Source organism: Oscillibacter hominis (assembly GCF_014334055.1).
Lineage (GTDB): Bacteria > Bacillota > Clostridia > Oscillospirales > Oscillospiraceae > Oscillibacter > Oscillibacter hominis.
Window position 1 is genome coordinate 825,328 of record NZ_CP060490.1, and the last position, 26,245, is coordinate 851,572.

Annotated in this window: 25 protein-coding genes, 1 riboswitch and 1 other annotated feature; of the genes, 13 read left to right on the top strand and 12 right to left on the bottom strand. The window is 57.7% G+C overall.

Annotation, left to right across the window (positions count from 1 at the left end; all coding sequences use genetic code 11):
* The first annotated feature begins 145 nt into the window (after positions 1-145).
* The 8 genes from H8790_RS04125 (at position 146) to H8790_RS04160 (ending at position 9,077) form a co-directional block, all read left to right on the top strand.
* On the top strand, positions 146-2,080 hold the full coding sequence (locus H8790_RS04125) for an ATP-dependent DNA helicase (RefSeq protein WP_187333667.1): 1,935 nt from the start codon (positions 146-148) through the stop codon (positions 2,078-2,080).
* Positions 2,077-2,226, top strand: a complete 150-nt coding sequence (locus tag H8790_RS04130) for an SHOCT domain-containing protein (RefSeq protein WP_165449874.1) — start codon at positions 2,077-2,079, stop codon at positions 2,224-2,226. The genes H8790_RS04125 and H8790_RS04130 overlap by 4 nt, the downstream gene beginning before the upstream one ends.
* 67 nt (positions 2,227-2,293) lie before the next feature.
* A complete protein-coding gene (locus H8790_RS04135) occupies positions 2,294-3,847 on the top strand; it encodes a recombinase family protein (RefSeq protein ID WP_187333668.1) in 1,554 nt (517 codons plus the stop codon).
* The gene (locus H8790_RS04140; RefSeq protein WP_187333669.1) at positions 3,844-4,653 is read left to right on the top strand and encodes a recombinase family protein; all 810 of its coding nucleotides are present in this window, start codon (positions 3,844-3,846) and stop codon (positions 4,651-4,653) included. Before H8790_RS04135 ends, H8790_RS04140 begins: the two co-directional genes overlap by 4 nt.
* A gap of 3 nt (positions 4,654-4,656) precedes the next feature.
* On the top strand, positions 4,657-6,300 hold the full coding sequence (locus tag H8790_RS04145; RefSeq protein WP_187333670.1) for a recombinase family protein: 1,644 nt from the start codon (positions 4,657-4,659) through the stop codon (positions 6,298-6,300).
* 20 nt (positions 6,301-6,320) lie between these two features.
* The gene (locus tag H8790_RS04150; RefSeq protein ID WP_187333671.1) at positions 6,321-7,070 is read left to right on the top strand and encodes a metallophosphoesterase family protein; all 750 of its coding nucleotides are present in this window, start codon (positions 6,321-6,323) and stop codon (positions 7,068-7,070) included.
* A gap of 606 nt (positions 7,071-7,676) precedes the next feature.
* Positions 7,677-8,708, top strand: coding sequence for a RelA/SpoT domain-containing protein (locus H8790_RS04155; RefSeq protein WP_187333672.1), 1,032 nt, complete (start codon positions 7,677-7,679; stop codon positions 8,706-8,708).
* Positions 8,709-8,909: 201 nt separating this feature from the next.
* Positions 8,910-9,077, top strand: coding sequence for a hypothetical protein (locus tag H8790_RS04160; RefSeq protein WP_187333673.1), 168 nt, complete (start codon positions 8,910-8,912; stop codon positions 9,075-9,077).
* A gap of 47 nt (positions 9,078-9,124) precedes the next feature.
* Here H8790_RS04160 and H8790_RS04165 read toward each other — a convergent pair whose 3' ends face one another.
* The 4 genes from H8790_RS04165 to H8790_RS04180 form a co-directional block, all read right to left on the bottom strand.
* Positions 9,125-9,268 carry a FeoB-associated Cys-rich membrane protein gene (locus H8790_RS04165; protein ID WP_187333674.1) on the bottom strand — a complete coding sequence of 48 codons (144 nt, stop codon included), beginning with the start codon at positions 9,266-9,268 and terminating at the stop codon, positions 9,125-9,127.
* A 20-nt stretch (positions 9,269-9,288) separates the two neighbouring features.
* A complete protein-coding gene (feoB, locus tag H8790_RS04170) occupies positions 9,289-11,466 on the bottom strand; it encodes a ferrous iron transport protein B (protein ID WP_187333675.1) in 2,178 nt (725 codons plus the stop codon).
* Positions 11,467-11,529: 63 nt separating this feature from the next.
* Entirely contained in the window at positions 11,530-11,751 is a 222-nt protein-coding gene (locus H8790_RS04175) for a FeoA family protein (protein ID WP_187333676.1), read from the bottom strand.
* Positions 11,752-11,766: 15 nt separating this feature from the next.
* The gene (locus tag H8790_RS04180; RefSeq protein WP_187333677.1) at positions 11,767-11,979 is read right to left on the bottom strand and encodes a FeoA family protein; all 213 of its coding nucleotides are present in this window, start codon (positions 11,977-11,979) and stop codon (positions 11,767-11,769) included.
* Positions 11,980-12,178: 199 nt separating this feature from the next.
* Between H8790_RS04180 and H8790_RS04185 the strand changes: the two genes are divergently transcribed.
* Positions 12,179-12,550: a metal-dependent transcriptional regulator gene (locus H8790_RS04185; protein ID WP_187333678.1), complete on the top strand. Its 372-nt coding sequence runs from the start codon at positions 12,179-12,181 to the stop codon at positions 12,548-12,550.
* 151 nt (positions 12,551-12,701) lie between these two features.
* Here the strand turns inward: H8790_RS04185 and H8790_RS04190 are convergent, their stop codons facing one another.
* Positions 12,702-13,121 carry a hypothetical protein gene (locus H8790_RS04190; protein WP_187333679.1) on the bottom strand — a complete coding sequence of 140 codons (420 nt, stop codon included), beginning with the start codon at positions 13,119-13,121 and terminating at the stop codon, positions 12,702-12,704.
* Positions 13,122-13,282: 161 nt separating this feature from the next.
* On the opposite strand from H8790_RS04190, the gene H8790_RS04195 reads away from it, so the two are divergent.
* Positions 13,283-14,113, top strand: a complete 831-nt coding sequence (locus H8790_RS04195) for a magnesium transporter CorA family protein (protein ID WP_187333680.1) — start codon at positions 13,283-13,285, stop codon at positions 14,111-14,113.
* 38 nt (positions 14,114-14,151) lie between these two features.
* Here H8790_RS04195 and H8790_RS04200 read toward each other — a convergent pair whose 3' ends face one another.
* The 7 genes from H8790_RS04200 to H8790_RS04230 form a co-directional block, all read right to left on the bottom strand.
* Positions 14,152-14,289 (bottom strand): hypothetical protein, encoded by a 138-nt coding sequence (locus H8790_RS04200; protein WP_187333681.1) that lies wholly within the window; start codon positions 14,287-14,289, stop codon positions 14,152-14,154.
* A gap of 12 nt (positions 14,290-14,301) precedes the next feature.
* A complete protein-coding gene (feoB, locus tag H8790_RS04205) occupies positions 14,302-16,308 on the bottom strand; it encodes a ferrous iron transport protein B (RefSeq protein ID WP_187333682.1) in 2,007 nt (668 codons plus the stop codon).
* Positions 16,305-16,535 (bottom strand): FeoA family protein, encoded by a 231-nt coding sequence (locus H8790_RS04210; RefSeq protein ID WP_187333683.1) that lies wholly within the window; start codon positions 16,533-16,535, stop codon positions 16,305-16,307. The genes feoB (H8790_RS04205) and H8790_RS04210 overlap by 4 nt, the downstream gene beginning before the upstream one ends.
* Before the next feature lie 137 nt (positions 16,536-16,672).
* Positions 16,673-17,596 carry a cysteine synthase A gene (cysK, locus tag H8790_RS04215; RefSeq protein WP_187333684.1) on the bottom strand — a complete coding sequence of 308 codons (924 nt, stop codon included), beginning with the start codon at positions 17,594-17,596 and terminating at the stop codon, positions 16,673-16,675.
* Positions 17,597-17,797: 201 nt separating this feature from the next.
* Positions 17,798-18,661, bottom strand: coding sequence for a MetQ/NlpA family ABC transporter substrate-binding protein (locus H8790_RS04220; protein WP_187333685.1), 864 nt, complete (start codon positions 18,659-18,661; stop codon positions 17,798-17,800).
* Positions 18,662-18,687: 26 nt separating this feature from the next.
* Entirely contained in the window at positions 18,688-19,371 is a 684-nt protein-coding gene (locus H8790_RS04225) for a methionine ABC transporter permease (RefSeq protein ID WP_187333686.1), read from the bottom strand.
* Positions 19,364-20,365, bottom strand: a complete 1,002-nt coding sequence (locus H8790_RS04230; RefSeq protein ID WP_187334224.1) for a methionine ABC transporter ATP-binding protein — start codon at positions 20,363-20,365, stop codon at positions 19,364-19,366. The genes H8790_RS04225 and H8790_RS04230 overlap by 8 nt, the downstream gene beginning before the upstream one ends.
* 83 nt (positions 20,366-20,448) lie before the next feature.
* Positions 20,449-20,691, bottom strand: a binding site (T-box leader).
* A 232-nt stretch (positions 20,692-20,923) separates the two neighbouring features.
* On the opposite strand from H8790_RS04230, the gene H8790_RS04235 reads away from it, so the two are divergent.
* The 3 genes from H8790_RS04235 (at position 20,924) to H8790_RS04245 (ending at position 26,242) form a co-directional block, all read left to right on the top strand.
* A complete protein-coding gene (locus H8790_RS04235; protein WP_187333687.1) occupies positions 20,924-21,739 on the top strand; it encodes a DUF368 domain-containing protein in 816 nt (271 codons plus the stop codon).
* An 85-nt stretch (positions 21,740-21,824) separates the two neighbouring features.
* Positions 21,825-22,043: a hypothetical protein gene (locus H8790_RS04240; protein WP_187333688.1), complete on the top strand. Its 219-nt coding sequence runs from the start codon at positions 21,825-21,827 to the stop codon at positions 22,041-22,043.
* A 110-nt stretch (positions 22,044-22,153) separates the two neighbouring features.
* Positions 22,154-22,234: riboswitch (cyclic di-GMP riboswitch) on the top strand.
* Positions 22,235-22,366: 132 nt separating this feature from the next.
* Positions 22,367-26,242: a hypothetical protein gene (locus tag H8790_RS04245; protein WP_187333689.1), complete on the top strand. Its 3,876-nt coding sequence runs from the start codon at positions 22,367-22,369 to the stop codon at positions 26,240-26,242.
* Positions 26,243-26,245: the final 3 nt, after the last annotated feature.

Consider the following 26,245-nt stretch of genomic DNA (forward strand, 5'->3'; position numbering starts at 1 on the left):
ATTGAAAGCAGTAGAGATCCCGGAAATACGCCCGTGAAGGTCTTGCCGGACCTTGTCCGTATTGTTCCCTTTTCACACCGGGGCGCGCGCTGCAAATACGGTGGAAACGAAAACAAAGCATGACAAGAAAAGAGGTAATTATCGGATGAATACCAATGACAACAGGCTGAAAGCCCATAAACTGATCGACCATATTTTTCAGGACCTTCTTCCCGCCCACGGTATGGCACAGCGCCCGGAGCAGATCCAATTGAGCCACCGGATGCTGGACGCCATGCAGGACGGGAGGATCGCCCTGTGCGATGCCGGGACGGGCATCGGCAAGACCTACGCTTATCTGGCGGCTGCCACGGCAGCGTCTGCTTTCCCGACAGGGCAGATCGCCCGCCCCATCATCATTTCCACCTCCAGTATCGCGCTGCAAAACGCGGTGCTGACGGAGTATCTGCCGCTGCTGTCCTGTGTCCTAATGGCGGACGGGATTCTTACCAAGCCACTGAAAGCGGTCATCCGCAAAGGCAAAAGCCATTATGTCTGCGACGAGCGATTGGACAGGCGGCTGCGTCAGGTAAACCTTGCAAAGAAAAATCCGGAAGCGTTGGCAGCGCTCCGGACTCTTAAGGAAACGCTGGACATGGACGGCGTTTCCCATCTCAGCGGCTATGACCGGGAGCGTGTCTGCGTACCGCAGGTCTGCGACTGCAAGCAGAAGGACTGCCGCTATCAGCGGTTTCTCAAAACCTGCGACAGAGGTCAATTCCTGTTTCAAATCTGCAATCATAATCTGCTGGTGGCAGACGCCATCCACCGCAGCGAGGGAAAACGCCCCATCTTCCCGGAGCACAGTATCATCATCGTGGATGAAGCCCATAAGCTCCCGGAAACCGCACAGCAGATGCTGGGTGTGACGCTGACCGTAGAAGAGATACGAAACCTTATCCTTCAGCTAAAAGAGGAACGGTACTTACTGGCGGCAGAAATGCTGGAGGACAGCACCGGCCCTCTGCTGCGCAAGCTGGCACAGCCCAGAGAGGAAGCGGAGCCGGTGGAAGCCTGTTTGCGATTGCTGACCGCGCCATCCTGCACACTGCCCATCATCCAGCGGCAGATCGGCAGCCTGCTCTCCCCGCTGGGAAGCCGCCAGCTGAATACGGTGCTGGACGCGGTCAAGCTGTTCACCAGTTCCCAGACAGATATGATTTTTTACACTGCCGAAGATGTCAGCACAGGCGGCGCCATGCTGTGCGCCGCAGCCGGCGATATCACGCAGCGAATAAAAAAGATCCTGTGGCAGCCGGATCAGGCGTTTGTTCTGACCTCCGGCACCATGGCGGTGGGAAGCGATTTCCGCCGTTTCAAAACGCAGGCAGGATTGAAGAAGGGACACCGCGTTATGGAATCCGTTTCTCCATCCCCCTTTGACTACCGGAACAACTGCCTGCTCTACCTTCCGCAAATCCCGCCCCGCCAGAGAGTGGAGGATACGGATGTGTACTTTAATGAGCTGACTGCCGAGCTCGTCGGACTCATTAAAGCAGCTTCCGGTCACGCGCTGGTGCTCTTTACCTCCTACGCAGCCATGTCGGCTGTGAAGGAGCGGCTGCGGGAGGAATCTCTCCCATTCCCATTGCTGACGCTGGGCCGCAACGCGCCCCACATCATTGAACAGTTCCGGCACACGCCGGGAGCGGTGCTGCTGGCCACCGGCGCGGCATGGGAGGGCTTTGATTTCCCCGGCGACTGTGTATCTCTGCTGATCATCCCACGCCTGCCTTTCGCCTACCCAGACGCACGAAAGGAACGGGAATTGGAGAAGTATTCTTCCCTTCACGCATTCATCCGTGAGGTAGCTGTACCAGAGATGCAGATCAAGCTGCGCCAAGGCTTTGGACGGGCCATCCGCACGGAGAGCGATACCTGCGTCATCGCCATTCTGGATGAACGGGCCTGCCGTGGCCGCAGATACGCCCAGGCTGTGAGTGAGGCATTGCCGGAAATGCGGAGGACCGGCAGCCTGCGGGAAGTGACAAGGTTTCTGCGGGAGAAAAAGCCGGAGAGCTATTTTGAGGTAGAAAGATGATCGACGCAAAGAAAGAATTGCAGTATCGGCTGGCAGTCAGGATGCTGGAGCATCTGGCGGAAATCGGCCTGCTGAGCGCGGAAGAACTGTCTTACGCCAAGAGACTGGCCAGAGAGAAATATTCCCCGCAGACTGTTTGGGAATAGTGCTGGATATTCTGCGGATCGTGTGGTAGCTTGTGTGTTGACAAAAAAGATACAGGGAAGTGAAAACATGGCACAGGTAAAAATCATCGCGCCGCAGACGCGGGAAGCGGAACATCTGCGGGTGGCAGCCTACTGCCGGGTCAGTTCGGACTCCAAGGATCAGCTGCATTCCTACGCCGCCCAGATCCGCAATTATACGGAAGAGATCGCCCAGCATGACGGCTGGGAGCTGGTGGATGTGTATGCCGACGAAGGGCTGACCGGCACCCGGATGGATCAGCGGGATGACTTCAACCGCATGATGCGGGACTGCCGGAAGGGTAAGATCAATCGAATTCTGGTGAAGTCCGTATCCCGCTTCGCCCGGAATACCAGAGACTGCCTGTCCGCCCTACGGGAGTTATCCGCCATGGGCGTCAGCGTCCGGTTTGAAAAAGAAAATATCGACACGAAAACGCTCACCACCGAACTGATGGTGAGCGTTTCCGGTTCTCTTGCCCAGCAAGAATCCATCTCCATCTCCGCCAATCAGAAGATGAGCTATCAGCGGCGGATGGAGCGTGGGGAATTTATCACCTGCACCGCCCCTTACGGATACCGAATCGTAAATAAGAAAGACCTTGAGATCGTCCCGGAGGAAGCCGCCACGGTGCGCTGGATCTTCGACGCATACCTCAAGGGACGCAGCTCCGGATGGATCGCGGAGCAGCTGACGGCGAAAGGCATCCCCTCCCAGTCCGGCGCGGAATGCTGGAGAGAAACGGGGATTCGATACCTGCTGACCAATGAAAAGTACATCGGAGACGCTCTGAGCCAGAAATCCTACAGCTGCGGCTTCCCCTTCGTGCAGAAACGAAATCACGGGGAACGCCTGCAATACTACACGGAGAACTCCCATCCAGCTATCATCGATCGGGACACCTTTGAGCGGGTGCAGGCACTGCTGCAAAAGAAAGCGCAGAAAGAGAAAAAGCGCAGAGAAAAAAGCCCTCTTGCCTTAAAAATCGTTTGCGGGAACTGCGGGACGGTGTTTCAGCGCCGAAGCAGCCAGAACGGATATGTGACCTGGGTCTGCCGAACCCACGACCGCTACGCCGCGGACTGCCCTGTAGGACGCATCCCGGAAGCGGAGATCCATGCCGCCTTCCTGCGGATGTACCACAGGCTCAAAAGCAACGCGGACATCATTCTGGCCCCGGCCCTCCGGCAGCTGAACACACTGGACACGATCCTGCGGCAGAATCATCCGCAGTTGCTGACCATCAACCGGGCCATCGCGGAAGCAACAGAAGAAAGCCATAAGATCAGCACTCTGCGGGCCAATGGCTTGCTGGACGCGGATATCTGCGCCGCCCGCATGAATGCCATCAGCGCCAGACTGGCGCAGCTTCGCGGAGAACGGCGCAGGCTGACAGAGAACGAAGCGATAGACGAAACGATGGATGCGCTCCGCAAGGTGGAGCAGACGCTTCTCAACGGACCGGAACGGCTGGACGGCTTCGATGAAGAGCTGTTCGAACATCTGGTGGAGAAGATCATTGCAGAGTCTCAAAACCGTATCCGCTTCCGGCTTTACGGAGGCTTGGAGCTGACAGAACAATGGGAGGTGGCGGCAAGATGATCAACCGCAAGGTGTTATACGGGTATCAGATCCGAAACGGCGCGTTGGAGATCGTGCCGGAGGAGCAGCGGGCCGTCAGTATGGTTTTTACGCTCTATAACGCCGGGGCTTCCTATCAGGCCATCTCAGACGCCTTGAACCGGCAGGGTATTCCGTATTGCCTGGAAGTGCCGCTCTGGAACAAGCACAAGGTAAAGCGCCTTTTGGAAAATCCCCGTTACACCGGTAAGGAGGGATACCCCATACTGGTGGAAGCGGATATTTTCCAAGCGGCGCAGGGAAAGACGGCGGAAAAGAATGCCAGGAAGCAGTCCCACGGAGAGAAGCCTGCCATTGCGCGGTTGACTCCATACTTCCGCTGCACCTGCGGCGGGAAGATGACCCGGCTGGGCGGCGGCTGGCAGAACAGCGGCAAGCTGTATCTGAGATGCGAAGGCTGCGGAAATACCGCGGTCATGGACATGGAGGCGACGGTAAACGGGATCGTCCGTCAGTTCCGGGACCATGAACAGCCCAGCTACACCGCCTACACGCCCTCTGCGGAGGTCATGCGGCTGGACAATGCCATCAACCGGGGGCTGGAGCAGCCAGACTCGCCGGAAGCGGTGATGGCGCTGATCCTGCAGGGTGCGGCAGCGCGGTATGCCTGCTGCCCAGAGCCGTCTGCCGAATCTGAGCCGTCAGATAGTCTAACAGAGGCGGATTGGAGACGCTTCCAACGAGCGGTTTCCCATATCACCATCTCACAGGATACCGAAGTAACTCTTATATTTACGGATAAAAAAGCGACAGGAAAGGACGAATGATCCATGGAAGCGACAGCAGCCACCTTAGAGCGGCGGGTGCGGGTGATCCCCGCAACCAGAAAACTGGAAGAACTGCACAGAGACCATGACGGGAAAATGCGCGTAGCGGCCTACTGCCGCGTCTCGACGGACAGTGAAGAGCAGCTTAACAGCTATGAGGCGCAAAAAACCTACTACACCCAGAAGATCCAGGACAGCCCGGATTGGGAGATGGCAGGGATCTATGCCGATGAGGGTATCTCAGGCACCAGCCTGAAAAAACGGACGCAGTTCAACAAGATGATCACTGCCTGCAAGCGGGGACACATCGACCTCATCATCACCAAGTCCCTCTCCCGCTTTGCCAGAAACACGGTGGATTGTCTGGATACGGTGCGGCTCCTGAAAGCAAACGGCATTGGGGTGTACTTTGAGAAGGAAAACATCAACACCCTCACGGAATCCAGCGAATTTCTCATCACCCTGTTCAGCGGCTTCGCCCAGGCGGAATCCGAGTCTCTCAGCAAGAATGTCGCATGGGGAAAGCAGAAGAGCGCGGAGGCGGGAAAGGTTACCTTCCAGTACAAAAAGATGCTGGGATACCGGAAGGGGGCGGACGGACAGCCGGAGATCGTACCGGAGGAAGCGGAGATCATCCGCCGCATTTACCACAGGTATCTGGACGGCTGCACCCTGGGACAGATCAAGCGGGAGCTGGACGATGACGGTGTTCCCACCGCACAGGGTGTAGAGCGCTGGTCTCCCTCCATCATCCACAATATCCTGACCAATGAAAAGTACATTGGAGACGCCCTGCTGCAGAAAACCTATGTGACGGACTGCATCAACAAAAAGGTCAAAAAGAACCGTGGTGAACGCACGATGTACTATGTGGAGAACAGCCATCCGGCCATTGTCTCAAGGGACCTGTTCAATCAGGTGCAGCAGGAGATGACGCGCCGGTCCAGCAAACGGAAGGTGCTGCAAAAGAGCGGAAAAACGGAACTTGGGAAATACTCCGGCAAATACGCTCTGACAGAATTGTTGGTGTGCGGCGAGTGTGGCTCCCCCTACAAGCGGGTCACATGGGCCAGAAATGGGAAAAAGCGCATCGTGTGGCGCTGTGTCTCCCGGCTGGAGTTCGGTACAAAATACTGCCAGCACTCTCCGACACTGGATGAAGGCAAGCTGCACAGCGCCATCCTCGCGGCCATGAACGAGTACGCCGCCATCCGGCAGGAGGTCTGCCCCGATGTGCTGGCCATGGCGGAGGAAGCCAGGCAGGCGTTATCTCAGGCCGGTGCACGGCTGCTGCAGCTGAAGAAGCGTATGGATGCGGTGAGCCGGGAGCAAAGCGATGTGCTGGATCGGCTGCTCGTCAACATGGCCGATACCGAGCTGAATGCCAGAATGAAAGCGCTGACGGATGAGAAGGAATCCCTTAAGGCGCAGATCGCAGACGCGCAGCAGGCAGAGGTCGATCTGGAGGAACAGGCTGCCAGACGCCGGCAGATGTGGGACAGTATCATGGAATGCGCCGCGGGCTACACGGAATTTGACAATGAGCTCGCCCGGCAGGTCATCCAAAAGATCACGGTGGAGGATGCGGAAACCATCCACATCCACTTCCGAGACTCGGATGTGGTGCTGGAACAGGAAGTAGAATGAATAGAAAAGGGAGAAAGGAAATGGCCATTTTTATAACCGGTGATACGCACGGTGATTTCAGCAGGCTCCTGCCTGCAGCATTCCATGAGCAACGTGACCTGACCAAAGAGGATTACCTCATCATCTGTGGAGACTTCGGCGGTGTCTGGGATGGCGGCGATGCGGAGCAGCAGTGGCTGGACTGGCTGGAGACCAGGTCCTTTACCACGCTGTTCGTCAGCGGAAACCATGAAAACTATGATCTGCTCCGCAACTATCCAATCAGCCAATGGCACGGCGGCTTGGTACAGGCCATACGCCCCAGCGTCCTGCATCTGATGCGGGGCCAGCTTTATAACATCTGCGGAAAGCGGATATTTACCATGGGCGGCGCCAGCAGCCACGATATCCGGGACGGCATTCTGGAACCAGATAATCCGGACTATGAGCGAAAGCTGTGGCAGCTCAACGCCGCAGGCGCTCTCTACCGAGTCAATCACCGCTCCTGGTGGAAAGAGGAACTGCCCGGCGAGGACGAATACCGGACCGCAAGAGAAGCACTGGACAAAACAGGTTGGGACTTGGACTACATCATCACCCACTGCTGCCCCAGTAGCATTCAGGACACATTCAGCGGCGGATTGTTCCAACGGGATGCCCTGACAGACTTTCTCGATGAGGTTCGAGAGCGATGCCGATTCCAATACTGGTTTTTCGGACACTACCACGAAAACATGGTGGTAGAGAAAGAGTTCGTAATGCTCTATAATCAGATTATCCGACTGAAATGATGAGTGGAGGCGCACTGGCGATTGGCTAATGTGTCTCCACTTTCTATTTAAGTAAGTTTTTCACAAGCTCAGGCATAAATCTTTGTCCGGGTTCACGAATAGCTTTCCCGACTACGTTATGCCATTGTGTTGACGCAGGCTACGCCCAAGACAAAAAACAGGAGGAAACAAACATGACGATTGATAGCGCAAAGGATCTTCAAATGAAAGGCTCGTAAAATTGGTCTATTGGAATTGACGTTTTATGTATTTTCACGTATACTTAATTTACAGATTCACGCGCACATTTACAGATCATTCATCCGTCATCACAAGATGCTGGGGGTTCGAATTGCAAAACGGAAAATCGAGCCTCAAAAGCCCGCAAACCCTTGCGACACAAGACTTTGCTCCTGCATCTTTTCTGTCAACACCCGACAATTGAGAAGACCGTCGACTTTTGTCGGCGGTCTTTTGCTTTGCCTGTATTCATGCAAGGCTGAGGATTTTGAGACACTCAGAAATCCTATAATTACACTCCAACACAAAATCAGGTGACAGAATCAGATTTCCATAGTATAATTAATAAAATTGGAATTTCTTAATCTTTGAGAGAAGGATAAATTAGTGGCAAGATGGAAAGAAGTTGAATTTTCAAGATCGCAAATTATTAAGGCAGGAAAAACCATTCGTAAAACCGAGGCTTCTGAAGAGGAAATTGCTCAAGCGACTACTATAATTAACAACTGGCGAGCAGCCCATGCCTATCCTCTTCATGTTATCTATATACACTTACGTGGTATGGCAGCAAATAGGCAAGATATAGTTGTTGCTGAGCGGTTGAAACGTTTGGATTCTATTGTAGCTAAGCTGAAACGTCAACCTACTATGAGTTTGTGGGAAATGCAAGATTTGGGTGGCTGTAGATTTATAGTTCCAACCGTGCCAGAAGTCTATCAGTATGCGAAAAAATATAAGTCTTCACGAATTAGACATCAGTATATCGAGACTTATGACTACATACAAAGCCCTAAAACATCTGGCTATCGAAGTTTACATTTAGTATTTCGTTTTAACAGTGACACAAAAGAAACTTATAATCGAAATATGTTAATAGAACTTCAATTTCGCACACATTTACAACATGTTTGGGCAACTGCAGTAGAAACCATTGGCTTATTTACAAAACAGGCACTAAAAGCCGGGCAAGGAGATGCAGAGATTAAGCGTTTTTTTGTTCTGATTTCTTCGTTATTTGCAATAAGAGAAAATTGTCCTGTTGTTCCCAACACACTTAATGAGGTAAATGAGCTTATTGCAGAAATCGAACAAATAAATGATGATCGCCATTTATTAGACATGTTGAAAGCAATTCGAGTAGCAGTTGATCATGAAGAGGATGAGCGTTTAGATAAAAAAGGCTATTATATTCTGATTTTTAATTATAACACTAAACGGTTACGCATTAAGTATTTTTTGCCTGGTGACATTGAAGAGGCGAACAAAATGTATAGCCAAATCGAAGCTACACGAGCTGACGCCCAGATTGACGCTGTGCTGGTTCGCGCTGCATCATTTAAAAGCCTGAAGGTAGCTTATCCAAACTATTTCTTGGATATTGGGGAATTTGTCGATATTGTTATGGAATATTTAGGATAAAGCCTCTTGCCTACAGCCTGTAAACCATTGATATTATAGGGTTTCTTTAAGTCCTATAATTACACTCCGACCAATTGGAGCATCCTTATGGGATGCTCCGATTTTTATTTTCTCTTAATTTTGCTGCACTAACTATGCAGCTTTTTTCATTTATGAGCTGTATGCGGAGGGAACTTGCCCTTACTACACAGGAGGCCGCATATGGCTGAAGAGTTCATCCATACAGGGTTCCGGGCCCGCCCGGCATATGGGAAACCCACTCCAGATACCGCCAACCCCCGGAAGATGAGGGTGCTTGGGGAAATCTCCAGTCCAAGTCAATTGCAGTTCAGCACTATTACGCCCAGTGCGGGAGAGGTGTTCCTGTAGAGCGAGGCAATCAAAGGGCGCGGACATATCCGTCCGCGCCCTTTTGCTTATTTGCAGTGGCAGCATCCGACGCAGTCGCCGCCGCAGGAGCAGCCGCCCTTGCCGTGCTTTTTGTTGTAGACGCCCCGGGCCACAATTGAAAAGAAGGCCGTCAAGACGAGAAGGCCGATGAGGATGGTGGGCAAATTCATAAATTCTCTCCTTTCAAAGCTCAGCTGTTACCGGAGACCGCGGCCTCCACAGCGCTGACGGTGAGGATGTTGTTGTATGTGTTCTTGCGGAACAGCATGTAGAGCAGGAGCACAAGGGTTGCGGCCGCGGCCGCAGTGCCCAGCCCGAGGCCGACCTCACCGGTGATCAGCCCGCCAAGCTGGTAGACAATCAGAGAGGCCAGATAGGCAAAGCCGCACATGTAGCCGATTGCGGCCCAGGTCCACCTGGCATTGTTCATCTCCCGCTTGATGGCGCCTATGGCGGCGAAGCAGGGGGCGCACAGCAAGTTGAAGATCATGAAGGAGTAAGCGGAGATGGCGGTATAATGGGCGCCGACAGCGGCAAGCAGCGCCGCGTCGTCCTCAGCGACCTCCTCGCCGATATGGAACAGGACGCCGAAAGTGGACACCACATTCTCCTTGGCGATGAGCCCTGTGAAGGTGGCCACGGTGGACTGCCAGTCGCCAAATCCCAGGGGGGCAAACAGGAAGCAAACGGCGCTGCCCACAGCAGCCAGCAGGGAGGAGTTGTTGTCCTCCACCATGCCGAAGGAGCCGCCGGTAAAGCCAAAGCCCTGGAGGAACCACAAAATGACGGAGGAAGCCAGGATGATGGTGCCGGCACGCTTGATGAAGGACCAGCCCCGCTCCCAGGTGGCGCGCAGCACGTTTCCCGCCGCGGGCACATGGTAGGCGGGCAGTTCCATGACAAAGGGAGCGGGGTCGCCGGCAAAGCCCCTGGTCTTCTTCAGGATGATGCCGGAGAGGATGATGGCGGCCACGCCGATGAAGTAGGCGGAGACGGCAACCAGTCCGCTGCCATGGAACAGGGCGCCCGCGAACAGGCCGATGATGGGCATCTTGGCGCCACAGGGGACGAAGCAGGTGGTCATAATGGTCATCCGGCGATCCCGTTCATGTTCAATGGTGCGGGAGGCCATGACGCCAGGCACGCCGCAGCCGGAGCCGATCAGCATGGGGATGAAGCTCTTGCCGCTGAGTCCGAACTTGCGGAAAATCCGGTCCATGATGAAGGCCACCCGGGCCATATAGCCGACGTCTTCCAGCACGGCCAGCATCAGGAACAGCACCAGCATCTGGGGCACAAAGCCCAGGACCGCGCCCACGCCGGCCACAATGCCGTCGGACACCAGGCCCACCAGCCACTCCGCGCAGCCCCAGCTCTCCAACAGCGCCCGGGATCCGGCCTGAAGCCACTCGGCGCCCAGCACGTCGTTGGTCCAGTCGGTGAGGAAGGTACCAAACGGACCCATGGCGACCCAATAGACCAGGAACATGGCAATTGCGAAAATGGGCAGGGCCAGAACGCGATTGGTGACGACTTTGTCAATTTTGTCAGAAACGGACAGGCTGTGCTTGGGGGCCTTTTTCCGCACGGCCCGCTCCACCACGCTGTTGATGTAGGCGTAGCGCTGGTTGGTGATGATGCTCTCGGCGTCGTCATCCAACTCCTGTTCGCATTCGGCGATATGTCCCTCCAGATGTTCGCTCAGGCTGCTGCTCAGATTCAGCTCTGAGAGAACCTTATCGTCCCGCTCAAAGACTTTGATGGCATACCAGCGGAGGAAGCGGTCGTCCATTTTTCCCGCGATGGACTCCTCAATGTGGGCTATGGCGTGCTCCACGCTTCCAGTGAAGACATGGGGCAGTATGCCGGCGGAAGCGTGCTGCCGGGCAAGAGAGACTGCGGCGTCCGCCGCCTCGATGCCGCCCTCGCCTTTCAGGGCACTCATGGCCAGCACCTCACAGCCCAGGGCTTCGCCCAGCTTTTTCAGGTTGATCTGATCCCCGTTTTTCCGCACCAGGTCCATCATGTTCACCGCCACCACGACGGGCAGACCTAACTCGATGAGCTGCGTGGTCAGGTAGAGGTTGCGCTCGATGTTGGTGCCGTCCACGATATTCAGTATGGCGTCCGGCTGTTCGCCCACGAGATAGCTCCGGGCCACTACTTCTTCCAGCGTATAGGGGGAAAGGGAATAGATGCCGGGCAGATCCTGGATGACCACGCCCCTATGGCCTTTGAGCCTGCCCTCCTTCTTCTCCACCGTGACACCGGGCCAGTTTCCCACATACTGATTGGAGCCGGTCAGGGCATTGAACAGTGTGGTTTTCCCGCAGTTCGGATTGCCTGCCAGCGCGATTTTGAGTTCCATGGATAATCTCCCTTCCTGATTTTAGTTAGCATATACTAACTACTTGGCTCAAAAAAAGCGGCCTCAGCCGATTTCAATCATCTCCGCATCGGCCTTGCGTACGCTCAGCTCATAGCCGCGTACGTTCAGCTCCATGGGATCGCCCAGCGGAGCCACTTTGCGCACGTGGATTTCCACGCCGCGGGTGATGCCCATATCCATAATCCTGCGCTTGACGGCACCCGCACCGTGGAGTTTCAGTACGACTGCGGTCTCGCCCACCTTGGCGTCTTTCAATGTTTTCATTCTCCATTCGCCTCCTTAAATCATAATCCGGTTTGCCATGGTTTTGTCCAGTGCGATGCGGCTGTCCTTTACCTGAAGAATCAGATTTCCGGCAAGTTCGCTGACCACAGTCACTGTGCCGTCCACCACAAACCCCAGTTCCGCCAGGTGCTGGCGCACCTCGTCTTTCCCGGTTACTTTCCGGATGATCACCGTTTCGCCTGTTTTTGCCATCGTCAAAGGTATCATTTTGCCTCCCTCCTCAAATGGTTAGCCAAGACTAACAATACGGGGTTTTGATGGGAGTTAGTGTAAGCTAACTCCCTGGATGACTACTAATATAATCCGGATGTGTTTTTTTGTCAAGCCCTCTTTTGTGATTTCTTGCCAAATGAAAAGGTTTGTGGTAACCTGTAGAAAAATCGGCGGATTCAAGGAGAATCTGATTATGAATATTTATGAATCATCTGAAAACTATTTGGAGGCCATCCTCAGGCTGGAGGAGCAGATGGGCTCTGTGCGCTCCGTCGACGTGGCAAATGCTCTGAATTTTACAAAACCCAGCGTCAGCGTGGCAATGAAAAAGCTGCGCCAGAGCGGATTTATTGAAATTTGCGGCGACGGGTCCATTCAGCTCCAGCCCTCCGGACGGGAGATTGCAGAGCGGATCTATGAGCGCCACCGCCTGCTGACGGAGTTCTTCGTCCGGCTGGGGGTGGACCCTGAGGTGGCGGCGTCGGACGCCTGCAAGGTGGAACACGATCTCAGTGACGAAACCTTCCAGAAGATCAAGGAACATGCATTGAACAAGAAAATATGAAAACCAGCCTGCTGCGACTGCGGCAGGCTGGTTTTCGTTGGGAGCTGGACTCACAGGGCATGACATACGTCTGAAATCCATATGAGGGAAAAAGGAGGTGAGCAGGGAAGCAAAGCCACGCGGTCCTCCGTTTAAAAAATCGGATACGATCTCATTCCACCACAGAGCCGTCGGGGCGCAAGGTGATGATCTGCCAGGGGATGAACTTTTCGCTGCCGAGCAGCGCGGCTCTGACTGCCGCGGCCAAAGCGTCGCAGCAGGCGGATTCCATGCGGACCAGAGTGACGGTCTTGACGTCGTTTTCGGCAATCAGTGTGCTGAGCTTTTCAAGATAGTCGGAGTGCTCCGCGTCGGGACAGCCGATCAAAACCGTGCGGCTGCGGACAAAGCGCTGATGGAACTCACTGCAGGTGTAAGCGGTGCAGGAGGCGGCGATCAGCAGATGAGTGTTGTCAAAGGCGCCTGGTTCCCCGCTCAGGCGGCAGATGGGGATGGGCGGGCGGCCGGGACGGAATTGGGGAAACTGGGGCGGATGGCCGCAGGCCCCGCAGCCGGCGCAGGTTTTTTCCATATGACGCCTCCTCTCTAAGATGCACTCATTGTAGCATACCTCCGTCAAAATGCATGTTGCTTATGCAACCGGAATAGCTGGAAACAGTTGGAGCGCAAAGAGCGGTTGTAATTTATAGAAAATATGATACAATCACAACTGTTGAGATGGGAGGCGTGCCGATGCAGAAGGTCCTTTATATAAATGAGATGGAGACCTGTTCCTCTGACATGGATGATCGGGTGGCGGAGCACATCCGCTCCGGCCAGGTGGTGACATTTGAGGGCATGGCGGAGTATGACCTTCTGGCCTTTGACTGGTATGATGTGAGCTATGCGGGAACGGATACCTCCCGCATTTTGATCTATCTGGACCGGGAGGACCTGTTCTTCTTTTGTGAGGACAAAAAGGCGTATGAAAAGGTGCGGGCCCTGCTCCCGGAAGGGGAGGGGAATGAGCGGACACTGTATCGCTTTTTCCTGGGTCTTCTGCAGGAGGACCTGGCCCATCTGGAGCAGTATGAAGGGGAGATCACCGATGCGGAGGACGCGGCCCTGAAGAGTTCCCGGCGGGACTATTTGGACAAGATCGTGGAGTACCGAAAGGAGCTTTTACGTCTGAAGCGGTATTATGAGCAGTTGGACGCCATTCTGGACAATCTGACGGCCAATGACAACGGCCTTTTGACAGAGGACGCGGTCCGCCATCTTGCGATCCTCGCCAACCGGACTGAGCGCTACCGGGGCAGTGTGCTGAATCTCCGGGATTACGTGACGCAGATGCGGGAGGCCTATCAATCTCAGATCGACATTGAGCAGAACAATCTGATGCGGATCTTTACGGTGATCACCGCGGTGTTTTTGCCGCTGACGCTGTTGGTGGGGTGGTACGGGATGAACTTCAAGAATATGCCCGAGCTGTCCTGGCCTTACAGCTATCCGGTTTTTATCCTGTGCAGCCTGCTGATCTGCGCGGGGCTGATTTGGTACTTTAAAAAGAAGAAATGGTTTTAGAAAAAAGCTGCCGCGGCTTTTGGCCGCGGCAGCTTTTTTTATTTGGCGCGGGGATTCTGCCCACAGTGCCTGGAGCAGCATTCACAACTGCCGCCGCAGCCCCGTTTCCGGGGACGGAGGGCAAAAATGAGCCAGAGGCCCAGCAACAGCAGGATGCCATAGTCTAAACTGCCCAAAAGAGCCTCCTTTCAAAAGAGCAGCAGCGCCGCGTGGTAGGCCAAAAAGGCGGCGGCCCAGGCCACACAGCACTGGAACAGGGCCACGCCCGCGGCCTTCCACCCGGAGTGCAGTTCCCTCCGGACCGCGGAGATGGCGGCAACGCAGGGGGTGTAGAGTAGGGTGAACACGAGGAAGCTGAGGGCGGTAGCCGTGGAGAAGAGGCCCGCGATTGCGGCGGACACATTGGAACTGCCGCCCAAGAGAACGCCCAGGGTGCTGATGACGGACTCCTTGGCAATGAACCCGGTGATCAGGGAGGTGGACACGCGCCAATCCCCAAAGCCCAACGGGGCGAAAAGGGGAGTGAGGAACTGGCCCACCAGGGCCAGCAGGCTGTCGGCACTGTTGGAGACCACGTTGAGGCGGGTGTCGAAGGTCTGGAGGAACCACACGATCAGCGTGGCCACAAAAATCACGGTAAACGCCCGCTGGAGAAAGTCCCGGGCCTTTTCCCAGCACAGCTGAAATACACTCTTGAGGGAGGGGAAGCGGTAGTTGGGGAGCTCCATGACAAAGGGGACGGGGTTGCCGCGAAAGAGCGTCTTTCCAAAGCCCTTGGCGGCTACAATACCCACTAAGATGCCGGTGACATACAGGCCGATCATCACCAACGCCCGGTGGCGGGGGAAGAAGGCGGCGGTAAAGACGGAGTAGATGGGGATTTTGGCGGAGCAGCTCATAAACGGCGTCAGGAGAATGGTCATCTTCCGGTCCCGCTCCGATGAGAGGGTGCGGGTGGCCATAATGGCGGGCACGGAGCAGCCGAAGCCGATGAGCATGGGGACGATGCTGCGGCCCGAAAGGCCGATCCTGCGCAGCAGCTTGTCCATCACGAAAGCCACCCGGGCCATATATCCCGTATCCTCCAAGATGGAGAGGAAGAAAAACAGCACCACAATGATGGGCAGGAAGCTGAGCACGCTGCCCACGCCGGTAAAGATGCCGTCAATCACCAGGCTATGTACCACCGGGTTGATGCCGTAGGCGCTCAGTCCGGCGTCGGTCCAGGCGGTCAGCGCGCCGATTCCGGAGGCCAGCAGGTCGGACAAAAAGGCGCCGATCACATCAAAGGTCAGCCAGAAGATAAACAGCATGATGCCAAGAAACAGCGGGATGGCGAGAATCCGGTGGGTCAGCAGATTGTCCAACTTTTCGCTGCGCGCCCGCTCCCGGCTCTCATGGCAGCGCACCACGGTGTCCCGGCAGACGGATTCAATGAAGTCGTAGCGCATATCCGCCAGGGCCGCGTTGCGGTCCATCCCATGCTCCGTTTCCATCTGGACCACCAAATGCTCTGTCAGCTCGATCTCATTCTGGGCCAGGTGCAGCCGCTCCACAATGTCGCCGTCCTCCTCAATGAGCTTGGTGGCGGCAAAGCGGATGGGAATCCCCGCAGCTTCCGCATGGTCGGCAATTTGGTGGCACACGGCGTGAATGCAGCGGTGGACAGGGCTTTCCTGGCTGCAAAAGTCGGTGACAGCCGGCCGGACCCGGTTCTTGGCCACCTGGAGCAGCGCGTCTAACAGCTCTGAAATGCCCTCGTTTTTCACGGCGCTGATGGGGATGACCGGGATGCCCAGCCGCTGGGACATCTTCTTCACGTCGATGGTCCCGCCGCCGGAGCGGACCTCGTCCATCATGTTCAGCGCCAGCACCATGGGTACCTGCAGCTCAATAAGCTGCAGTGTCAGATAGAGGTTGCGCTCGATGTTGGTTGCATCCACGATGTTGATGATGCCGTCGGGCTTTTGATTGAGGAGAAAATCCCGGGTGACGATCTCTTCGCCGCTGTAGGGGCGGATAGAGTAGATGCCGGGCAGGTCCACCACCGTGCAGTCTCTGTGGCCCCGGATCACGCCGGACTTCTGATCCACTGTGACGCCGGGGAAATTGCCCACGTGCTGGTTGGAACCGGTGAGTTGATTGAACAGGGTGGTCTTGCCGCAGTTCTGATTGCCGGCCAGTGCAAAAATCATCTCTGCCGCGCCTCCACTTCGATCTTTGCGGCGTCGTCCCGGCGCAGTGTCAGCTCATATCCCCGTACCCGCAGTTCCATGGGGTCTCCCATGGGCGCCACCTTTTTGAGCGTCACAGCGGTTCGCGGAATCAGGCCCATGTCCAGCAGCCGGCACCGCAGCGTCCCCTCTCCGCCCACCTTGGTGATGACCGCAGACTGGCCGACGGCAAGTTGATCCAATGTCATAGTATTCCTCCTCAAGAAAAAAAGCTCCCAATATAACTATAGAATAGCATAGCTCCGCAGGTGAGTCAAATCCAATGTCGACTGGGTTCGACCAGGCAAACGGAAGAAGCCGGCTGTCAGCCGGCTTCTTCCGTTTGCTATTCAGAAAAGAGAGGGGTGGAGAGATACCGCTCGCCGCTGTCCGGGAGCAGGGCGACGATGACCTTTCCCCGGTTTTCCGGCCTCTTGGCCAGCTCAGCCGCGGCCCAGAGGGCGGCTCCGGAAGTGATGCCCACCAAAACCCCTTCCTGGCGGGCGATGGAACGGCCAGTTCGATAGGCATCCTCGTCGCTGACCGTCAGAATTTCATCGTAGACGCTCCGGTCCAGCGTGTCGGGGATGAAGTTGGCCCCGATGCCCTGAAGGCCGTGGGGGCCGGCCTTGCCCTGGGACAGCAGAGGGGAGGAGGCGGGCTCCACCGCCACCACCTTCAGATTGGGATTCTGCTCCTTCAGATACCGGCCCGCGCCCGTGAGCGTGCCGCCGGTGCCCACGCCAGCCACAAAGAAGTCCACATGGCCCTCTGTGTCCTCCCAGATCTCAGGGCCTGTTGTGGCGTAGTGGGCCGCCGGGTTGGCGGGATTGACAAATTGGCCGGGGAGGAAGCTGCCCGGGATGGTTCTGGCCAGCTCCTCCGCCTTGTCCACCGCGCCCTGCATCCCCTTTGCGCCCTCTGTCAGCACCAGTTCGGCGCCGTAGGCCTTCAGCAGCGCCCGGCGCTCCGCGCTCATGGTCTCCGGCATGGTGAGGATGATGCGGTAGCCCCGGGCGGCGGCCACGGAGGCAAGGCCAATGCCGGTGTTGCCGGAGGTGGGCTCGATGAGGACGGAGCCGCTTTTCAGAAGGCCCCTTTTTTCCGCGTCCTCCACCATGGCCTTGGCCACCCGGTCCTTGGCGCTGCCGGCGGGGTTGAGATACTCCAATTTTGCCAGTATCGTGGCCGGGAGGCCCTGCCCAAACCGCCGCAGCTCCAAAAGAGGGGTGTGGCCCACCAGGTCGGTGACGGTGCGAGAAACGTTCATAAAATCGCTCCTTACATGCTCCGGCGGAATAGCCGGCATTTAAACTATAAGACATCATAGCACACCGGAGGCGAAAAGCAAAGTGGGGGAATATAGATGGCCGCCGCACGGGAAATCTGAGCCCGATGCAGCCATCGTCTCGTCGAAGGAAGAATAGAGCCCCGGTTCCCAATTGGGAACCGGGGCTCCTTAGAGTCTGCCTTAGAAGATGGGCAGCACGTTGCCCTGGAAGGTGTCGTTGATGTAGTCGCGGACGGCGTCAGACTTCAGCGCCTCCACCAGAGCCAGAACTGCGGCATTGTTTTCGTTGCCCTCCTTCACCACGATGACGTTGGCAAAGGTCTGGGCGGCTTCGGAGGAGGAATCCTCCAGGGCGATGGCGTCCTGGGCGGAGGAGAAGCCGGCCTGCAGGGCATAGTTGCCGTTGATGACAGCGATGTCCACCTCAGAGGTGACGTTGGGCAGCATGGCTGCCTCCAACTCCTTGAACTGCAGGTTCTTGGGGTTTTCCTCGATGTCGTTGGGGGTGGCGTTCAATCCGGCGCCCTCCTTCAGCTTGATCAGGCCCTGGGCCTCCAGCAGCTGCAGTGCGCGGGCCTCGTTGGTCACATCGCTGGGCACGCCCACGGTGGCGCCGTCAGGCAGGTCTTCCAAAGAGGCGGTCTTGCCCGGGTAGATGCCGAAGGGCTCATAGTGGATGGTGGCCACGCTGACCAGGTGAGTGCCGTTGCCCTCGTTGAACTCATCCAGATAGGGCTGGTGCTGGAAGTAGTTCACGTCCTCGTCCCCCTCTTCCACAGCGGTGTTGGGGACCACGTAATCGCCGTATTCGGTGATCTGCAGATCGATGCCCTGCTCGGCCAGGACGGGCTTCACCTGCTCCAGGATCTGGGCGTGGGGCGTGGGAGAGGCGGCGACCTTCAAAACCACGGTTTCGGCGGAGCTGCTCCCGCTGCCGGACTGAGAACCGGAGCCGGAGGCGCTGCCGTTTCCGCTGCTGCCGCAGGCGGCCAGGGACAGGCTCAGGGCCAGGGCCAGGATGAGAGACAATACCTTCTTGTTCATACGATTTCCTCCTTAAGATGTTTGGATTATTTCAAGCGCTTGTCAAGCTTGGCTGACAGCAAACTGAAAACGGATTGAATGACCTGCACCAGCACGATCAGCAGGATGACCGTGGCTAACATCATTGCGGGGACGTTTCTCTGGTATCCGTAGCGGATGGCCAGGTCACCCAGCCCTCCCGCGCCCACGGCGCCCGCGATGGCGGTGTAGGCGAGGATGGTGATGACGGAGATGGAGCCGCCCAGCACCAGCGAGGGCATGGCTTCCGGCAGATAGACCTTCCAGACGATCTGGGGGATGGACGCTCCCATGGACTGGGCCGCCTCCACCACACCGGCGTCCACCTCGGCCAGGGAGGTCTCCACCATGCGGGCGATGAAAGGCGCGGCGGAGACGATCAGCGGAACAATGGCGCCCTTGACGCCGATCTTGGTGCCCACGATCAGCTTGGTGAAGTCCATGATGGCGATCATCAGGATGATGAAGGGCAGGCTCCGGCCGATGTTGATGATCCAGCCCAGGATGCGGTTGAGCATCCTGTGGGGCCAGATGCCGTGGGGCTGGGTCAGGACCAGCAGCACCCCCAGAGGAAGGCCGATCACATAGGCGAACACCGTGGACACAAGGACCATCACCAGTGTGTCGCAGGTGCCGTCCAAGAGCAGCTTACCGTATTCGGACCAAAAGCCGGAGGTAAAGAGATCAAGCATTTTCTTCCACCTCCTCCACCGTGACGTCGGGCTGGGCCCGGATGTAGGAGAGGGCCTTTGCGGCCTCGTTGGGGTCTCCCGGAAGGCCCAGGAGCATGGTGCCGAAGGCCTTGCCGTTGACGTTGCGGGTGTCGGCGCCCAAGATGTTCGCCTTGACGCCGCACTCAATGGCCAGCGACGCGATCAGGGGCTCGTAGGCGGAGCCGCCGTTGAAGGCCACCCGGACCACCCGCTGGGCGGGGAACTGCTCGATCTGGGCGCCGCCGGGGTAGACCAAACGCCGGGCCGCGTCGGTGGTGGGGTTGGAGAAAATGTCTTCCACCCGGCCCTGTTCAGCCACCGACCCGCCGTCCAGGATGGCGACCCGGGAGCAAATCTCTTCGATGACGCTCATCTGATGGGTGATGACCACCACCGTGACGCCAAGCTTCTCATTTAAATCTTTCAGCAGCGCCAGAATGGACTGGGTGGTGGTGGGGTCCAGGGCGGAGGTGGCCTCGTCGCACAGCAGCACCTTGGGGTCGGTGGCCAGGGCGCGGGCGATGGCGATGCGCTGCTTCTGGCCGCCGGAGAGCTGCACCGGGTAGGCGTCGGCCTTATCGGACAGCCCGACCAGGTCCAGCAGCTCCATGGCCCGATTTTTGGCCTGCTCGGCGCCGACCCCGTTGATCTCCAGGGGGAAGCAGATGTTTTTGAGGCAGGTGCGCTGCATCAGCAGGTTGAAGCTTTGGAAAATCATGCTGATGGACCGGCGGGCTTGGCGCAGCTCCTTGGGGCGCAGAGACGTGATCTCCGCGCCGTTGACCCGCACGGAGCCGCCGGTGGGGCGCTCCAGCAGGTTCATACAGCGCACCAGCGTGGACTTCCCCGCGCCGGAGAGGCCGATGATGCCGAAAATCTCCCCGGCTTCCACGGATAAGGTGATATCGTTGAGCGCCGTCACGGCTCCCTCGCCGGTGCCAAAGGTCTTGCTCAGGTGCTCAATCTGAATAATCGGTTCACTCACGGAATGAATCCCTCCTGTAACGGAATTGGCCCAAGGGCCGCGAAACAAAAAAATCGTCCCCGATGCATTGCATCAAGGACGATTCGAAAATCGTGGTACCACCTTGGTTCGCCGCTTCTTCACAAAAGCGGCCTTTGAGAGTGCCAGCACACTCCTGCGCGATGACGGGCGCTTCCGTCGCAGCCTATGCGGTTTCCAGCAGTCGGTGCGCAACTCCAAGACCATGTTCAGCGATGCCTTCCGTACCTCGTTTCCACCGGCCGAGGCTCTCTGCAACGTATCTCAACGCTTACTCTTCTCTTCATTGTCTTTTTCATATTCAGTTGTTATTGTTTTGAGTTTACATGGAAACGCCAGATTTGTCAACTGTGCGTGTTGCACGCAAAAATTGAAAAATAGCGGGGCGGATTTGTACAAAATATTTGATTCTGTACAAAATAAAGAAAAAAGCAGGGCGGGGCCGCATTCTTCAGCAGTGGAATTGAAACTTGTGAAAAAACCTGTTATACTTCTGGACAAACAGATCATACGTTGGGAAGGCGCGCTATGAGCGACAGGGAAGAGAAAAAAAACTGGGTTCTTGGGCTGATTTGCGGCGCACTGATGGGCGGCGGCGCGATTTTGCCGGGCGTCAGCGGCGGCGTGCTGTGCGTGGTGTTTGGCTACTACCGCCCCATGATGGAAATTCTGACCCACCCCAAGCGGGGGCTGAGCAAATACTGGCGGATGTTCGTGCCCGTGGCGATGGGCTGGGTGCTGGGCTTTTTCGGCTTTGCCAAGCTGATTGCCGTCTTGTTCAGCGCCTCGGAGCTGCTGGCCACCTGGCTTTTTATCGGTTTGATCGTGGGCACCATGCCCTCGCTTTTCCGGGAGGCGGGAAAGGAGGGCCGCGGATGGCCCTCCTGGGCGGCGTTGACAGTCTGTGCCCTTGCCATGGGGGCAGGGCTTTATTATGTGGGCCATGTTGCCACCGTGCAGGTGGAGCCTAACTTCTGGTGGTACACCTTCTGCGGATTCCTCTGGGGACTGGGCATTGTGATCCCCGGCATGACCACGGCCTCCATCCTGATGTCCCTGGGGCTCTACCAGCATCTGACAGAGGGTATCTCCAATCTGGACATCGTGGTGATGACCGCCTGGATTCCGGGATTGGTGGTGACGGTGGCGCTGCTGTCCAGGCTGATGAGCTATCTGTTCCGCGCCCATTACTCGGTGGCGTTTCATGGGGTGGTGGGGATCGTCATTGCCTCCACAGTCATGATCATCCCCACGGCCTATACAGGCGCCGGAGAGGCCCTTGGGGCGGCGGTGTGCTTTTTCGGCGGGTTTGCCATCGCATTTTTACTGGATCAGATCGAATAGACATCCCTCCCTCCGGGGAGGGATTTTTTTGCATAGTTTTCCCATCTTGAGCCAAAATAGGAGCATGATGTAAGGGAGGGACAATATGACCAGACTGACGCTGTTGGAGCTTGTGGACGCGCTGGGAATCAAGGAAGTGCCGGAGATGTCAGAGTCGGAGTTTCACGACGCGTCGGAGGGACAGATGGATGCCGACGACCTGTTCCGGGAGCTTTTGCGGGGGGAGGGGCTGATCGCCTGCCAGGAAAAAATCCTCCGCTGGGCCCACGATCTCTATGGGCTTCCCCGTGATAAAGGGCAGTGAGGCTGTGAGATCGGGTGATCTTCATGGATGGAGCCGTGGGAAATGCTGTAAAATAAAGAAGAAACAAGAGATTTAAGTTGAAATTTCAAAGCCTGCGTGGTAACATAAACCCATGTGTAGGGCAAACCCGGCGAAAGCCGGCGACGCAAAGCTATAGGATCGTCAGACATCTACGACAGCCAGCTGCAACACAGAAATTGGGGAACTTTAATTTTTCCCTGTATTGATGTGAAACCGTGTTAAAACTGTCGCTGCAACTCAACAGCGGCAGTTTTTTACTTCGGCCGGGGTGGTTGGCGTACGCTTGTGGGAGGGAAGCAGCAATGGGCAATCGGGAAAATCGCGGCTTCACCCTTCAGGAGGCGCTGTTGGCCGTTGTGCTGGTCGTTGTATTGGCGTCCATCGCGATTCCATCCGTGCTCACACTGCGCCAGAGCCTGAAGCTTCGGGAGCTGGACGACACCGCCCGTTCTCTGTATCTCACCGTGCAGAATGAGCTGACCGTCCGAAAGGCCACAGGCACCCTGCCGGACCTCCAGGCGGCCCTGACGCCGGAGCAGAGCCTGGAGGTTTTGGGAGCAAAGCCCCAGGATGCGGAGGACGACACCTGGACCGGACTCTATTACATCCCTTCCTCCCAGGCGGAGGAGCTCTTTCCCGACGCCTGCCTGACCCTTTCTACGCTGGCACCGGAGGGCAGCTTCCTGCTGGAGTTGGACCCGGCCGGCGGCAGCCTGTACGGGCTTTTTTATGCTGAGCGGCCGCTGCGCTATTCGGAGGTCACCGCCCTGTCCAGCCGCAGCAGGGAGGACCGCAAAGCGGTGGAGATCGGCTATTACGGCGGCTTTTCCGCTGCTGCCGCCGGGGAGAACCCGGCGCTCAAGCCCACGCTGGAGGCAGTGAACAGCGAGGATCTTTACATAGTGTTTCACTGTGCCGGCCTGAAAGAGGCGGTGATTGACCAGAGGAATTTGACGCTGACGATCACCGTGGCCGACGAGTCCGGAGCGGCGGATCACCGCTGGAGCCGCAGCTACACGGGCGGCGACGCGGAGTTCAGCGTGCTTGCCACGGGAGAGGTGACCACGAGGCTGCTGTTGGACAGCCTGCGGCAGGGAGAGCATTTTGCGGAGCTCACCGAGGGGCGTTTGACGCCGGGCGACAACCTGACCGTGACGGCGGTCATCACCTACAGTGGAAAAGAAGAGGTCCTGCGGGGCGAGACCTGGATCGCGGTGAACAGCCTTTTTGCGCAGAAGCGGGAGGCGGAGGGCGCTGTGGAGTTGGACGTGGCCTGCCTGCGCCATTTGAACAACCTGCGCGGCGACTGCTATGAGGGCCGGGCCGGAACCAGCATCCGCCAGACGGCGGACATCGCTTTTGCCCCGGACAATTGGCAGGAGCTTGTGATGCCCGGCGCATCGTCGGGGGAACGGCCGCTGTCCGTCTTTTCCCCCATTGTAAATGAGCCCCTCTTCAGCGGCGGCACCAGCTATGACGGCTGCGGGAACCTTTTGGAGGGGTTTCGGATCGCCGGCGCTGACTCTGTGGGGTTGTTCAGTTCCCTGCGGGGGTGCACCGTGCGCAATGTGCGGATGAAGGATGTGGCTGTCAGTGCCGCCGGGAGTTACGCGGGAGCCTTGGCCGGCAGCATCGGCGGGGAGTCGGCGGTGGAAAACTGCGGCGTCTGGCAGGGGAGTTCCGGTTCTGTGACGGCCCGGGGCAGCGCTGTGGGCGGCCTGGCGGGCCGGTGCGAAAGCGGCACACTGCGGATAAAAGACTCCTTTTCGGCAATAGACGTCACCGGAAACTGGTACGTCGGCGGCCTGGTGGGCCAGGTGGACGGCGGCTTGCATGTGGAGCGTTCCTATGCCTCGGGTTCGGTCACCGGCAACTCAAGGGTGGGCGGCCTGACGGGGCTTTGCAGCGCAGGCGGAGTACTGGAACTCAGGGAGTGCTATACCACGGCCTCCGTGACCGCCGCGCTCAGCGCCCCGGTCACCGCCCAGCGGGCGGAGGAGGACCAGGCCGGCGGCGCCATCGGCAATGCAGGCGGCACGGTTCGGTGTGTCGACTGCCGTGTCTACGGCAAGGTGACGGCTCAAACCGCCTCCGGCGCATTTTTCGGAAAGGGCGCGCTGAGTGCAAGCGGATGTGTCTACCTGGTTCAGAGCGGCTATAACGATGACCTCCCCCAAGCCGGTCAGGCCGGATTGACGGCAGCCTCCTATGGGGAGTTGGAGCGGGCGGACAACAGCGTGCGCAACAGCCATCCCCACAGCCACGAACTGCGGGGGCTGGCATTCCCCTTCCCCATGGTGACGTCGGACCACTACGGCGACTGGCCTCTGGAGACGGAAGCCCCTGTGGAGTGGGAACTGCCTTATGGCCTTTGCTATTATGAGCGGTATGGTGATGGTTCCTGGGGCTTTTATGGATATGACCGGGAAAACACGCTGAAAGACAGCCTTGCCGGGAATGAGAAGTCCATTGCGGAGGCCGGTTACGGCGTTCTCTTGCTGAGGGGTGAATCGGCGGACGGATGGTTCCAGGGATACGGCGACGCGGTTTTGAACCCTTCGGTCGCGGTGGTATGGGGCGGGGCAAGCGGCGACCTGCACCCCCTCAGCGACAGGGGGCAGGAGCTTCTCAGCCCACTGCTGCTGCCTGGGAAGGCGGTCTATGAGACGAAGACCGGACGCACCTTGACCTTCAATCTCTATTTTGGAGCGGCGCTGTCCCTGGACACCCTCTATCCCTCTGAGCAGGAGCCCTTCCAGCTTCGCACGGCGGAGCACCTGGAGAACATCGGCGGCCACGCCGGAAGCTGGTGGAACTTTCGGCAGACCCACGACATTGAGGCCAGAGCTTCCACGGCGCGGATCGACAACTATTTGGGCTGCACGGTGGACGGAGGAGGCAACCGGATCACGGGCCTACAGGATACGCTGTTCCTCTGGAACAACGGCACGCTGCGAAACCTCCTGCTGGAGGAGGTGGATATCCGGCAGCTGGATGCCTGCGCTGCGCTGGTAAACAGCAACACCGGATGGGTGGAGCGCTGCGGCGTTACGGGAAGCATCACCGGGACGGGAAGCGACTCCGCCGCTGCACTGGTCTCTTTGAACAGCGGCTACGTGATCGACTCCTGGGCCCGGTGCGATGTGGAGGGCCAGGGAGCCTCCGGCGGACTGATCTTCCGCAGCGGCGGATCGGTTTCCGGCTGCTATGCGGCGGGAACCGTGTCCTCGGGCTTGGGGAATGCGGCGGGGCTGGTGGTGGAAAACAGCGGCACCATCGCCTCTTCCTATGCAAACTGTACGGTGACGGCGGAGCGCGGCAGCGCGGGCGCCCTGGTCTGCACAGGGGGCACCATCACAGACTGCTACGCCGCGGGCTCCGTAACGGCAAGAAACACCGCCGCGGGAATCGCCGCCGTGACCGGAGGCAGCCTTCGTGCGGAGCGCTGCTACAGCGTGGCGGAGATCAAAGGCGGCTCCTGGCAGTACGGAGTGGCTCCCTTAGGTACGGCGGAAGCGTGCTTGTGGGGCTATGGGCCGGGATACAACGATGCACTTCAGGGCGGCGTGGGCCAGCCCATCACGCTGGCCGAACTGAGGGTGCTGCGCATGGCGGGGCCCTGGACACTGGACACGGCGGTGGAGCAGAGCCATCCCTGGGCGCAGGAGCTTCAGGGGAAAGCCTATCCCTATCCGCGGCTCTCTGCCCTGGACCACTGGGGAGACTGGCCTTTGAGCAGTGAGCAGATTGCCGCCGGAGATCTGGGGGCTGTGATCCTCTGCGGGGAAAACAGCGCAGGCGGGCCGGACGGGAACTCCGAGATCGTGGGCCTGAGCATCGGGCTGGATGGAGAACCGGCGTCCCAGTGGCCGGTGCGGGAGAAAAACTGGCACCCTCTGGGCTATGGCATCCTGCTCAGCGGACGGATGGACGGATCGGAGTGGACGGTCACCTATACCAGCAGCCGGGGCGGCACGGTCCGCATGAACCTGAGCGCGCTCAACAAGATGCCGGAGCTTGCGCCGCCGGGAATGAACCTCTACCTCATCAGCGATCCGGAGATCATCAATGGCGCCAAGGATACCACGGACCTTGTGCTCTCGGATGGGAAGACCTCTTACCGGTTCCGGATCGGCTATGATTCCAGCAAAGAACCAACAGTGAAATTCATCGGATAAAAG

Excerpts from the sequence above, each read along its gene's own strand:
- H8790_RS04185 (WP_187333678.1), top strand. The coding sequence starts at position 12,179 with ATGAATATTTATGAATCATCTGAAAACTATTTGGAGGCCATCCTCAGG.
- H8790_RS04210 (WP_187333683.1), bottom strand. The coding sequence starts at position 16,535 with ATGACATTGGATCAACTTGCCGTCGGCCAGTCTGCGGTCATCACCAAG.
- H8790_RS04175 (WP_187333676.1), bottom strand. The coding sequence starts at position 11,751 with ATGAAAACATTGAAAGACGCCAAGGTGGGCGAGACCGCAGTCGTACTG.
- H8790_RS04235 (WP_187333687.1), top strand. The coding sequence starts at position 20,924 with ATGAGCGACAGGGAAGAGAAAAAAAACTGGGTTCTTGGGCTGATTTGC.
- H8790_RS04220 (WP_187333685.1), bottom strand. The coding sequence starts at position 18,661 with ATGAACAAGAAGGTATTGTCTCTCATCCTGGCCCTGGCCCTGAGCCTG.
- feoB (WP_187333682.1), bottom strand. The coding sequence starts at position 16,308 with ATGATTTTTGCACTGGCCGGCAATCAGAACTGCGGCAAGACCACCCTG.
- H8790_RS04195 (WP_187333680.1), top strand. The coding sequence starts at position 13,283 with ATGCAGAAGGTCCTTTATATAAATGAGATGGAGACCTGTTCCTCTGAC.
- feoB (WP_187333675.1), bottom strand. The coding sequence starts at position 11,466 with ATGGAACTCAAAATCGCGCTGGCAGGCAATCCGAACTGCGGGAAAACC.
- H8790_RS04190 (WP_187333679.1), bottom strand. The coding sequence starts at position 13,121 with ATGGAAAAAACCTGCGCCGGCTGCGGGGCCTGCGGCCATCCGCCCCAG.
- H8790_RS04145 (WP_187333670.1), top strand. The coding sequence starts at position 4,657 with ATGGAAGCGACAGCAGCCACCTTAGAGCGGCGGGTGCGGGTGATCCCC.
- H8790_RS04245 (WP_187333689.1), top strand. The coding sequence starts at position 22,367 with ATGGGCAATCGGGAAAATCGCGGCTTCACCCTTCAGGAGGCGCTGTTG.
- H8790_RS04225 (WP_187333686.1), bottom strand. The coding sequence starts at position 19,371 with ATGCTTGATCTCTTTACCTCCGGCTTTTGGTCCGAATACGGTAAGCTG.
- cysK (WP_187333684.1), bottom strand. The coding sequence starts at position 17,596 with ATGAACGTTTCTCGCACCGTCACCGACCTGGTGGGCCACACCCCTCTT.
- H8790_RS04140 (WP_187333669.1), top strand. The coding sequence starts at position 3,844 with ATGATCAACCGCAAGGTGTTATACGGGTATCAGATCCGAAACGGCGCG.
- H8790_RS04165 (WP_187333674.1), bottom strand. The coding sequence starts at position 9,268 with ATGAATTTGCCCACCATCCTCATCGGCCTTCTCGTCTTGACGGCCTTC.
- H8790_RS04125 (WP_187333667.1), top strand. The coding sequence starts at position 146 with ATGAATACCAATGACAACAGGCTGAAAGCCCATAAACTGATCGACCAT.
- H8790_RS04135 (WP_187333668.1), top strand. The coding sequence starts at position 2,294 with ATGGCACAGGTAAAAATCATCGCGCCGCAGACGCGGGAAGCGGAACAT.
- H8790_RS04240 (WP_187333688.1), top strand. The coding sequence starts at position 21,825 with ATGACCAGACTGACGCTGTTGGAGCTTGTGGACGCGCTGGGAATCAAG.
- H8790_RS04160 (WP_187333673.1), top strand. The coding sequence starts at position 8,910 with ATGGCTGAAGAGTTCATCCATACAGGGTTCCGGGCCCGCCCGGCATAT.
- H8790_RS04180 (WP_187333677.1), bottom strand. The coding sequence starts at position 11,979 with ATGATACCTTTGACGATGGCAAAAACAGGCGAAACGGTGATCATCCGG.
- H8790_RS04130 (WP_165449874.1), top strand. The coding sequence starts at position 2,077 with ATGATCGACGCAAAGAAAGAATTGCAGTATCGGCTGGCAGTCAGGATG.
- H8790_RS04150 (WP_187333671.1), top strand. The coding sequence starts at position 6,321 with ATGGCCATTTTTATAACCGGTGATACGCACGGTGATTTCAGCAGGCTC.